8 protein-coding genes and 1 pseudogene are annotated in these 10,458 nt (G+C 70.3%); 4 read left to right on the top strand and 5 right to left on the bottom strand.

Annotated elements, in window-relative coordinates; all coding sequences use genetic code 11:
* Positions 1 to 274: pseudogene (locus CVO76_RS10275) on the bottom strand (helix-turn-helix domain-containing protein); the annotation flags it as partial.
* Between the two features lie 152 nt (positions 275 to 426).
* On the opposite strand from CVO76_RS10275, the gene CVO76_RS10280 reads away from it, so the two are divergent.
* Together CVO76_RS10280 and CVO76_RS10285 are read left to right on the top strand one after the other, a co-directional pair.
* Complete coding sequence (locus CVO76_RS10280; protein ID WP_133081522.1) at positions 427 to 690, top strand: hypothetical protein; 264 nt, start codon at positions 427 to 429, stop codon at positions 688 to 690.
* 165 nt (positions 691 to 855) lie between these two features.
* Positions 856 to 1,620, top strand: a complete 765-nt coding sequence (locus tag CVO76_RS10285) for a MerR family transcriptional regulator (protein ID WP_208739164.1) — start codon at positions 856 to 858, stop codon at positions 1,618 to 1,620.
* Positions 1,621 to 1,625: 5 nt separating this feature from the next.
* Here the strand turns inward: CVO76_RS10285 and CVO76_RS10290 are convergent, their stop codons facing one another.
* Complete coding sequence (locus CVO76_RS10290; RefSeq protein WP_208739165.1) at positions 1,626 to 3,185, bottom strand: GGDEF domain-containing protein; 1,560 nt, start codon at positions 3,183 to 3,185, stop codon at positions 1,626 to 1,628.
* A 279-nt stretch (positions 3,186 to 3,464) separates the two neighbouring features.
* On the opposite strand from CVO76_RS10290, the gene CVO76_RS10295 reads away from it, so the two are divergent.
* A complete protein-coding gene (locus CVO76_RS10295) occupies positions 3,465 to 4,307 on the top strand; it encodes a DUF1206 domain-containing protein (RefSeq protein WP_244185880.1) in 843 nt (280 codons plus the stop codon).
* A gap of 19 nt (positions 4,308 to 4,326) precedes the next feature.
* Here the strand turns inward: CVO76_RS10295 and CVO76_RS10300 are convergent, their stop codons facing one another.
* From CVO76_RS10300 to rhaI, 3 genes are read right to left on the bottom strand one after another with little or no spacing between them, the layout of a single operon-like run.
* A complete protein-coding gene (locus tag CVO76_RS10300) occupies positions 4,327 to 5,802 on the bottom strand; it encodes a rhamnulokinase (protein WP_208739167.1) in 1,476 nt (491 codons plus the stop codon).
* Position 5,803: 1 nt separating this feature from the next.
* Entirely contained in the window at positions 5,804 to 7,891 is a 2,088-nt protein-coding gene (locus CVO76_RS10305; protein ID WP_208739168.1) for a bifunctional aldolase/short-chain dehydrogenase, read from the bottom strand.
* Positions 7,888 to 9,054, bottom strand: coding sequence for an L-rhamnose isomerase (gene rhaI / locus CVO76_RS10310; RefSeq protein ID WP_208739169.1), 1,167 nt, complete (start codon positions 9,052 to 9,054; stop codon positions 7,888 to 7,890). Before rhaI ends, CVO76_RS10305 begins: the two co-directional genes overlap by 4 nt.
* Before the next feature lie 222 nt (positions 9,055 to 9,276).
* Between rhaI and CVO76_RS10315 the strand changes: the two genes are divergently transcribed.
* Positions 9,277 to 10,329 carry a LacI family DNA-binding transcriptional regulator gene (locus tag CVO76_RS10315; RefSeq protein ID WP_208739170.1) on the top strand — a complete coding sequence of 351 codons (1,053 nt, stop codon included), beginning with the start codon at positions 9,277 to 9,279 and terminating at the stop codon, positions 10,327 to 10,329.
* Positions 10,330 to 10,458: the final 129 nt, after the last annotated feature.

The following is a 10,458-nucleotide window of genomic DNA, read 5'->3' on the forward strand; positions in this document are numbered from 1 at the left end:
CGGTGAGTTTGCGGAGGTAGCTGTGCGAGATGCCGGCGAGGTCTGCGGCCTGCGAGGTGGTCAGCAGCTCGGCGACCGACGTCACCTGGACCGCGTCGCCGTCGGACAGGCGCGCGAGCAGGTCGACGACGGCTGCCTGGGCCTCGTCCGGCAACCGGTGGGCCGTACCGTCGACGAAGACGGTGACGTCCCCGCTCGCTGCGAGGGCGCGCCGCAAGGGGGCCGCCTGCTCGGGGGACAATGCCGCTGCGGAGCGCGGGGACCTGGCCGTCATAGGGCCATTGTGCCAGCCGGCGGGCCTCCACGAGCTCCTCACCGGCACGTATTCCGTGCTTCCGGAACGCGTAGGCGGCGTCTATATTCTAGATATAAGTACCCTTACTACTTGCACCCAGCGCCGGTTGCAAGACCGAAACGGTGAATCCTATGACAACAATCGATCACGGGCGGAGCCTGCGCACGAGCAGTTCGCCCTTCTCACCCCTCGAGATGGGCGAAGCACCCTCCTGCCCCCGATGCCGCACCGACGACTACCTGATCTTCGAGGAGTTCGTGCCCGCGCGCCAGGCGGAACACTCCACCGACCTCATCCCCGCGAGCACCAGCTACACCTGCTCCGAGTGCGGCACCTTCAACGCCCATGCGGTGCCGGCGTCATGGCGCCCGCCGCAGTGGTTCTGGTACAGCTGATCCGCGCAGCGGGACAGGGATAGCGGGAGCCCGACCCCGGGAGGTGGGCCGGCCGTCCGCGCGTGGACACGCGAAGTGTCCGGGCAGCCCTTGACCTTGACGCAGCGTCAACTCCTACCGTTGTTCCCACGGGCGCCCGATGCGCCCGGGGGAGGACGGGAACAGGTGGACTATCCGATCACGACCGTCGCGCGCCTGGCGGGAACGACGAGCAGGACCCTGCGCCACTACGGCGACGTCGGGCTGCTCGAACCGTCCCGTGTGGGGACCAACGGCTACCGGTACTACGACGCGGACACCCTCGTGCGGCTCCAGCGCATCCTGCTGCTGCGGTCCCTGGGGCTGCCGCTGCCGGTCATCCGCGACGTGCTCGACGACGGATCCGCGGACGCACCGGCAGTCGCCCTGCGCCGCCACCTCGACCACCTCCGCGGCGAGCAGCAACGGCTCGACCGGCAGATCACTGCGGTCCTCACCACGGTGGAGGCCCTCGAACAGGGAGAAGAACCGATGCCGGAGAAGATGTTCAACGGATTCGACCACACGCAGTACAGGGACGAGGTCGAGCAGCGATGGGGGCGCGACGCGTACGAGCAGGGTGATTCCTGGTGGCGCGGCAAGAGCGACGACGAGAAGGCCGCATTCGGTGACGTCGTCGCGGCGCTCAACGCGGGATGGACCGATGCCGCCGCGCGCGGTGTCTCCCCGGCGGGGGATGAGGCACAGGCCCTCGCCCGGCGCCACGTCGCCTGGCTCTCCAGCGTGCCCGGCCTGCCGACCGGGGACGACGGGTCCCTGTCGGCGGAGTACATCCGTGGGCTGGGGGAGATGTATGTGTCCGATGCGCGCTTCGCCGCCAACTACGGCGGCACTCGCGGGGCGGAACTCGTGCGGGCAGCGCTCGGTGAGTGGCTCTCCCGGCAGTCCTGACGCGACTACCAGGGGCCCTCGGCGCGGTTCCGGCCGGCCCGCTTGGCACGGTAGAGGTGGCGGTCCGCCTCGCGCAGGAGGGCTGCCACCGGCCCCTGCTCGCACCCCGCGAAGCCGATGCTCGCCGTGAGGCGCAGTTCGGGATCGACGTGCGGCCAGCGCAGCGCGCGGACGGCGGACAGGACGTCCCGGGCCACCTGCTCCTGGTCGGCGTGCTGCTGCAGGACCAGCAGGAACTCCTCGCCGCCGATGCGCGCGACATCACGGACGCCCCGGCACTCCTGCAGGCACCCCGCGACGGCGACCAGGACGTCGTCGCCCGCGTGGTGCCCGAAACGGTCGTTGACCTGCTTGAAGTGGTCCAGGTCCAGGATGGCCAGGGACCCCGTCCAGGGGCCGCCGGTCTGCCAGGCGCGGACGACGTCGGGCAGGGAGTCCTCGACCCACCGCCGGTTCCGTACCTTGGTGAGCGGATCGATGGCGACCGCGGCCTCTGCCTGCTCGGCTCGCTCCAGCGCCGCGATGACGTTCTGCTCCGCGAACAGGTGGTCCACCTGCGAGCGCCGCGTCTCGATCCAGCGGGTCCGTGCGGCCTGGTGGAACGTGCGGTGGAGTTCGTAGGCGAGCTGGTGGTTTCCGCTGGACGCGGCAACGGAGGCGCGCTCCTCGAGGACCATGGACGCGACCTCCTCGAGTGCATGGTGCACGGTGATCCGGTCGGCCTCGTCCAGCGCGTCGATCGCTGCGGGAAGGTTCCCCAGTCCGTGGTGGGCCTGCGCGAGCAGGAGCATCCGGCCTGCCCGGGTCTCGGGCTGGGCATCGGCCGGACCGATGTCACCGGAGCGCTCCAGAACGGCGAGGGCCTCCACCGGGCGGCCGGCGGCGAGGTGCCCGCGCGCGAGGACGTCGCTCAGTTCCGCCTCCAGGTCCGGCGATGCGGCGATGACTCCCTCGAGCCGCTGCAGCCAGAAGCGGGCCTCATCCGGCATGAGCTCGTCGAGCGCCGAATGGAAGGCATTGGAGGCGAGCCGGGAGAGCAGCTCCTGGTCGTCCAGCTGTTCGGCCAGGGCGAGGGCCCGCCGGGAGACGTCGAAACCCTGCTCCAGCAGTCCCGCGGCGAGGAGTCCGAGGGCCTGGCGGGTCAGCATCTTCGCCAGCAGGCGCGGCTGCTCGGTGCCGTCGAGGAGAGTGACCGCGATGGTGGCGTGTTCGGCCCCCGCACCCGAGTAGCCGGCGATCAGGTTCATCATCGCGAGGAGCGCATGGCACCGGCTGGCCAGGCGGGCATCGCCCTGCAGCGTCGCCCAGTCGAGGATGATCTTGCCCCGGCTCATCGCGTCGGGAGAACCCTTCGAGCGGGCTAGCGCGTCGAGTGCCGTGACTTCGGCCCAGAAGGCGACGTCGGACCTCCCCAGCGACTCCGCGACGGCCTTGACCTGGGTTGCTTCCGCGATCGCGCCGGCGAGGTCGATGCTGATCTCGACCTCCTCGAGGACGGTGATCAGGTCACGCTCCTGCGCGAGGCGCAGCGAGCCGCCCTCTGTCACGACGTCGTCGTTCAACATGCTTGCTCCAAGTCGTCGAGGCAGCGCTGTCGACTGACCGAGGAGTTGTTGAGAGACCATCGTGCGCGCTGTCGTGCCGGGTGGGACTGGCTTGTCCAGTGTGCCGCCTCGGGGGCCCCGCCTCAAGGGCGCCGCGCCCGTACATCCCGCCGGGTCACGGCCGAGGCACGCCGGGTACCGCCGATCGCCCGCCCGGTCCGTTCTCCTATGCTTGGAGCAACCATCACGGCTGTCCTCCCGCAGGGCGGCATGACAGCGCGAGCACGGAAGGACGGAGCTGTGACGACGGACCGTCGCGCCGAGGGGCGGGGACGCACCGCCCGGGCGGCCGACGCGGTCGAGCAGGTGTCCGACACGCGTGCGCTCGACGTCGCCGCACGACTCGGCTTCGCGGCACTCGCCGTGGTGCACATCCTGATCGGCGTCATCGCACTGCGCCTCGCCTTCGGCGGCAACGGCGAGGCCGAGCCGACCGGCGCGCTCGAGGAGGTCGCCGAGGGACCACTCGGTACGCCGATCATGTGGATCTGCGCGGTCGGTTGCGCCGGCCTCGCGCTGTGGCAGCTCAGCGAGGCCACCCTGCGCGCGCGGCACCTGCCGACGGGCGAGCGGATCGGGAAGCACATCTCGTCGGGTGCCCTCGTGGTCATCTACGGGTCCATGGCGGGGACCTTCGCGCGGTTCGGACTCGGCGACGGCCCGGACTCCTCCGAGTCGACGGTCGACTTCACGCGGTCCCTCCTGTCCTCGGGCCCCGGTGTGGTGCTCGTGTTCGTGGCCGCAGCGGTCGTCCTGGGCATCGGCGCGCACTTCGTCGTCAAGGGGATCCGACGCGGCTTCCGGCCGGAGCTGCGCACTTTCGAGGACACCACCCGCGGACGGCTGATCGACCTCCTCGGCGTCGTGGGGCACGTGGCCAAGGGACTCGCTCTGCTCCTCGTCGGAGGGCTCTTCGTCATTGCGGGGCTGAACCGCGATCCGCAGGAATCGACCGGACTGGATGGCAGCCTGAAGGCGCTCCAGTACCACCCGTTCGGTGTCCACGTCCTGACGGTGATCGCGATCGGACTCGTCTGCTATGGCGTGTTCGCCATCATCCGTTCCGTCTTCGGCCGGATGTGAGGTTCCCGCCGCCGTCCGGCTACCCCGCCGGGGACAGCGCCGCGAGGTCCGCGGGCTCGTAGCGCACCGTGCGGGCCGCGGCGCGCGCCGCCTCCCTGATCCCGGCGAGTCCCGGGCCGGCGGCGACCAGACCGGCTGCCCGCGCCTGGACGAGGACATTGCCGAGCGCCGTCGCCTCCACGGGACCTGCGAGGACCGGCAGCCCGGTCCGGTCCGCGGTCAGTTGGCACAGCAGGGCGTTCTGCGACCCACCACCCACCACGTGGATGACGTCGATGGCATGTCCGGACAGCCGGACGGCGTCCCGGAGCGTGCGGGCGTAGGCCTCCGCGAGACTGTCCAGGATGCACCGCACCACGGCCGCCCGGGACGACGGTGCAGCATGGCCGGCGGCCTCCGCGGCCCGTCGGATGCGCGCCGGCATCCCGTCCGGCGCGAGGAAGTCGTTGCTGTCGGCGTCGATCACGGGCCCGCCCGCGGGCAGCTCCCCTGCGGCGGTGAGCAGTCCGAGGAGGTCCGGCTCCGGCCCCTCGACGCTCCACTCGCGCAGGCACTCCTGCAGGAGCCAGAGGCCGCCGGTGTTGCGCAGGTACCGGATGGTGCCGTCCACACCACGCTCGTTGGTGAAGTTCGCCGCACGGCTCCCGTCACCGAGGATGGGCGTGTCGAGCTCGACGCCGACGAGCGACCAGGTCCCGGAGGAGATGTAGGCGAAACGGGTCGACCCGGCCGGCACCGCGGCCACCGCCGACGCGGTGTCGTGGGACCCGACGGCGACGACGGCGGTGGTCTCCGGCAGCCCTGTTCCCGCAGCGATGGCGGGCAGCAGGTGCCCGACCACGCTCCCGGGCTCCACGAGCGGCGGGAAGAGGTCGGCCGGCAGTCCGAGCGCTTCGAGGAGGTCCTGGGCCCACGTGCCCGTCGCGGCGTCGAGCAGGCCGGTGGTGGAGGCGTTCGTGGCCTCGGTGCGGCGCTCGCCGGTGAGCCGGTAGGCCAGCAGGTCCGGGATCAGCAGGGCCTGGACCCCGGACAGGGACCGCTCCGCAGCCAGCTGGTAGAGGGTGTTGAACGGCAGGAACTGCAGTCCTGTGCGGGCGTAGAGCCGCTCCGGCGGCAGCGCCGCGTGCACGACGCCGATGGTCGCCTCGGTGCGTCCGTCGCGGTAGCTGAACGGCAGGTGCCGGAGCGCTCCGGTGTCGTCCACGAGCCCGTAGTCCACGGCCCAGGTGTCGATCCCGATGCTGGTCACCGTGGTCCCGGCCGCTGCCGCGGCAGCCGCCGCGGCAGTGAGGCCGGTCAGGACCTCGGCGAACAGTGCCTCGACGTCCCAGCGCAGCGCGCCCCCGAGGAACTGCACCCCGTTGGGGAAGCGGTGCACCGTGACGAGTTCGGGTCCCGCGTCCGTCATGGTGCCGAGGATCACGCGCCCGGAGGACGCCCCGATGTCGACGGCGGCGAACGCCTGCGCCGAGGTCCCGCTCCGACTCCCGGCCATGTCAGCGCAGGAATGCGGCGGCGACGCCCGCGTCCACGGGGATGTGCAGGCCCGTGGTGTGCGAGAGTTCGGCCGAGGTCAGGACGGCGACCGCGTTGGCGACGTTCTCCGGCAGCACCTCGCGCTTGAGCAGGGTGCGCTGGGCGTAGTACTCGCCCAGCTTGTCCTCCTCGACGCCGTAGACCGCCGCGCGCTTGGCACCCCAGCCGCCGGCGAAGATCCCGGAGCCGCGGACCACGCCGTCGGGGTTGATGCCGTTGACGCGGACGCCGTATTCGCCGAGTTCGGCGGCGAGGAGGCGAACCTGGTGCGCCTGGTCCGCCTTCGTGGCGCTGTAGGCGATGTTGTTGGGGCCGGCGAACACGGAGTTCTTGGAGGAAATGTAGATGATGTCCCCGCCCATGTCCTGCTCGATCAGCACCTTCGCGGCGGCCTGCGACATGAGGAAGGAGCCCTTCGCCATGACGTTGTGCTGCAGGTCCCAGTCCTTCTCGGTGGTCTCGAGCAGCGGCTTGGAGATGGACAGCCCGGCGTTGTTGACCACGAGGTCCAGTCCGCCGAAGGCCAGCACGGCGGCCTGCACGGCCTGGAGCACCTGGGCGGGGTCGGTGACGTCGGCCTGGACGCCGATGGCGACGTCGGGGCCGCCGAGTTCCTCGGCCACCGCGCCCGCGCTGTCGATGTTCAGGTCCGCGATGACAACGCACGCGCCCTCGGCGGCCAGGCGCGTGGCGATGGCCTTGCCGATGCCCGACGCCGCTCCCGTCACCAGGGCGATGCGTCCCGCGTGGGACTTGGGCCTGGGCATCCGCGCGAGCTTGGCCTCCTCGAGGGCCCAGTACTCGATGCGGAACTTCTCGCTCTCCTCGATGGGGGAGTAGGCGGAGATGGCTTCGGCGCCGCGCATCACGTTGATGGCGTTGAGGTAGAACTCCCCGGCGACGCGGGCGGTCTGCTTGTTGGCGCCGAACGAGAACATGCCCACGCCGGGCACCAGCACGATCGCGGGGTCCGCGCCGCGCATCGCGGGGGATTCCGGCGTCGCGTGCCGGTCGTAGTACGCGGCGTAGTCCGCCCGGTACTCGGTGTGCAGTTCGCGCAGGCGCAGCAGGCAGCTCTCCACGTCGGCGCCGGCCGGGAGATCGAGCACGAGCGGCTTGACCTTGGTGCGCAGGAAGTGGTCCGGGCAGCTCGTGCCGAGTGCGCCGAGGCGCGCGTGCCCGCTGGAGGCGAGGAATTCCAGCACACGGGGGTCGTCGATGAAGTGGCCCACCTGGGCCTTGTCGGTGGAGGCGAGTCCGCGGATGGTCGGTGCGAGGGCGGCGGCCTTGGCCCGGCGCTCCTCGTCCGGCAGCGGAGCGTAGCCCTCGAGGGCGGGCCCGAAGGGCTCGGCCTCGCCGTGCTCGGCGATGTAGCGCTCGGCGGTCTCGATAATCCAGAGCGAGTTCGCCTCCGCCTCGGCCGAGGTCTCGCCCCAGGCCGTGATGCCGTGCCCGCCGAGGATCGTGCCGATGGCCTCGGGGTTGGCGTCCTTGATGGCGGCGATGTCGAGTCCGAGCTGGAAACCGGGCCGGCGCCAGGGCACCCAGACGACCTTCGGCCCGAAGATCGTGGTGGTCAGTGCCTCGCCGTCGGCCGCGGTGGCGATGGCGATGCCCGAGTCCGGGTGCAGATGGTCCACGTGCGCGGCGTCGACGAGGCCGTGCATCGCGGTGTCGATCGACGGTGCGGCACCGCCCTTGCCGTGCAGCGTGTAGTCGAAGGCCGCGACCATCTCGTCCTCACGCTCCACGCCGGGGTAGACGCTGCGCAGCGCCCGCATGCGGTCCAGGCGCAGGACGGCGAGACCGGATTCCTTCAGGGTGCCCAGGTCGCCGCCGGACCCCTTGACCCAGAGCAGTTCCACGTCCTCGCCGGTGGCGGGGTCGAAGCCCAGCCCCTTCGCGGAGGTGTTGCCGCCGGCGTAGTTCGTGGTGCGCTTGTCCGAGCCCAGGCGGTTGGAGCGCTCGATGAGGTCCTGCACGGTCTGATTGACCGTCGGGTTCGTGGTGGCGCCGGTCGCGGGCCCTGTCGTCGTCGTCACTGTCATGCTCCCCATCCGGCCTGCTGGCCGCCCTGTCGCTCGCTGTTGATCCGGTCCTGGTAGCCGCTGGCGCGGTAGGCGTCCATCGGGTCGGCCGGGAGGCCGTTCGATTCACGCCAGGAGGCCAGGCCCGGGCGGACGTCGGTGTAGAAGGCGTCCATCAGGATCGCGTTGGCGGCCAGCACGTCGCCGGATTCCTGCGCGGCGGTCAGCGCGGCACGGTCGACGAGCAGGGCCCGCGCCGTCATCTCCTGCACGTTGAGCACGGAGCGGATCTGGCCGGGGATCTTCTCCTCCAGGTTGTGGCACTGGTCGAGCATGAGGGCGATCCCGCTCTCGGGCGAGAGGCCGCCACCGCGGACCACCTCGGCCATGATGCGGAACAGCTGGAACGGATCCGCGGCTCCCACGATCAGGTCGTCGTCCGCGTAGAAGCGCGAGTTGAAGTCGAAGGACCCGAGCTTCCCGAGTCGGATCAACTGGGCGACGATGAATTCGATGTTGGTCCCGGGAGCGTGGTGGCCGGTGTCGAGGCAGACGAGGGCCTTCTCGCCGAGCTGCAGGCAGTGTGCGTAGGAGGTGCCCCAGTCGGGGACGTCCGTGTGGTAGAACGCCGGCTCGAAGAACTTGTACTCCAGCACCAGGCGCTGGTCCTCTCCGAGGCGGTCGTAGACCTTCCGCAGCGAGTCCTGCAGCCAGTCCTGGCGGGAGCGCATGTCGGCTTGGCCGGGGTAGTTGGAGCCGTCCGCGAGCCAGATCTTCAGGTCTCGGGAACCGGTGACGTCCATGACCTCGATGCACTCGTACATGTGGTCGATCGCCTTGTTCCGTACCGTCGCGTCGCTGTGCGTGAGGCTGCCGAACTTGTAGTCGTCGTCCTGGAACGTGTTGCTGTTGATGGTTCCCAGCTTCACGCCGTGCTCCGCAGCGTGCTCGGCGAGGATCCCGTAGTCATCCACCGTGTCCCATGGGATGTGCAGGGCCACACTCGGGGCCAGGCCCGTCAGCTTGTTGACCATGCCCGCGTCCGCGATCTTCTCCTGCACCGTACGCGGCGTGCCCGGGGTGGCGAACACCTTGAACCGGGTTCCGGAGTTGCCGTAGGCCCAGGAGGGCACCTCGATGGCGAGCTGCTCCAGCTCCGCCGAAATGTCGTCGATGACAGTCATGTACTCTCTCCAGCGTGATGGCGACCGGGTGCTCCATCACACCTCGGGCGGCGATTTCTTCGGGATCTTCCTCCACCCCGGACGGGTCGGGAGAGGTAACCAGAATTGCCGTGCCTTTGAATCGTTTCATTAGCACGTTTCAAAGTTATCCTTGCCCTAGACCGAGTGTCAACAGTCCTTCCGGCCCAGCAGCCCGGACCGGACCCGAGCTTCGAGGATTCCATGGACAGCCGACCAGTCAGCATCAAGGACGTTGCCGACCGGGCGGGTGTGGCGATCGGCACGGTCTCCAACGTGCTGAACCACCCCGCACGAGTCTCCGCCGCCACGCGCGAGCGCGTCCAGGGGGCGATCGACGACCTCGGGTTCGTGCGCAACGACGCCGCCCGGCAGTTGAGGGCGGGCCAGAGCCGCACCATCGGCCTGATCGTGCTCGACGTCGGCAACCCCTTCTTCTCGTCCCTGGCGCGTGCCGCCGAGGACTGCGCCGCCGAGAACGGCAGCACGGTGGTGCTGGGGGACAGCGGCCAGGACGCCGGACGTGAGGCGAGGTACATCGACGTCTTCGAGCAGCAGCGCGTCCAGGGGATGCTCATCTCCCCGGTCGGCGACGTGGGTCCCCGCGTCGAGGCGCTGCGCAAGCGCGGCATGCCCGTGGTGCTCGTGGACCGCGTCGATCCGCAGCGCCGCTGCAGTTCGGTGTCGGTCGACGACGTCGCCGGCGGGTACATGGCGGTGCGGCACCTGCTGGCGGCAGGGCGGCGGCGGATCGTCTTCGTGGGCACCAGGGCGGACTACCGTCAGGTGGCCGACCGGTTGACGGGGGCACGCCAGGCCGTGGAGGAGCACGACGGGGCGGTGCTGGAGGTCGTCGAGGCGGATGCCATGACGGTCCTGGCGGGCCGCGACGTCGGGGAGGCGATCGCGCAGCGCCGGGCGGGGGAGCTGCCCGACGGGATCTTCTGCGCCAACGATCTCCTCGCCATCGGCGTCATGCAGGCGGTCCTGCTGATCCGTGGCCTCCGGATCCCCGAGGACCTGGCGCTCATCGGGTACGACGACATCGACTTCTCCGCCTCCGCCGTCGTCCCCCTCACGAGCGTCCGCAAGCCCACGGAACTCATGGGGCGCACGGCCGTCGAGCTCCTGCTCGAGGAGATCGAGCGGCCGGCCTCGCGGCGGCGGCAGGTGATCTTCGACCCCGAGCTCGTGGAACGCGGGAGCACCACCGCGCTCGTTCCGGCCGCAGGATCGCCGGCACCGGCCGTGGGGTGAGATCGCCGTTCGATCCGGGCTGTTGACGGTGATCTGGGTCACGCCTACTATTCGGTATGAACCGTTGCTCTGAAACGATTCATTTTTCCCGAGGAGATTGCAGTGACGCATCCTGATGGCCACGGCGCC

This window comes from Arthrobacter agilis, assembly GCF_002953615.1.
GTDB lineage: Bacteria > Actinomycetota > Actinomycetes > Actinomycetales > Micrococcaceae > Arthrobacter_D > Arthrobacter_D agilis_B.

Excerpts from the sequence above, each read along its gene's own strand:
- CVO76_RS10315 (WP_208739170.1), top strand. The coding sequence starts at position 9,277 with ATGGACAGCCGACCAGTCAGCATCAAGGACGTTGCCGACCGGGCGGGT.
- CVO76_RS10300 (WP_208739167.1), bottom strand. The coding sequence starts at position 5,802 with ATGGCCGGGAGTCGGAGCGGGACCTCGGCGCAGGCGTTCGCCGCCGTC.
- CVO76_RS10280 (WP_133081522.1), top strand. The coding sequence starts at position 427 with ATGACAACAATCGATCACGGGCGGAGCCTGCGCACGAGCAGTTCGCCC.
- CVO76_RS10305 (WP_208739168.1), bottom strand. The coding sequence starts at position 7,891 with ATGACAGTGACGACGACGACAGGGCCCGCGACCGGCGCCACCACGAAC.
- CVO76_RS10290 (WP_208739165.1), bottom strand. The coding sequence starts at position 3,185 with ATGTTGAACGACGACGTCGTGACAGAGGGCGGCTCGCTGCGCCTCGCG.
- rhaI (WP_208739169.1), bottom strand. The coding sequence starts at position 9,054 with ATGACTGTCATCGACGACATTTCGGCGGAGCTGGAGCAGCTCGCCATC.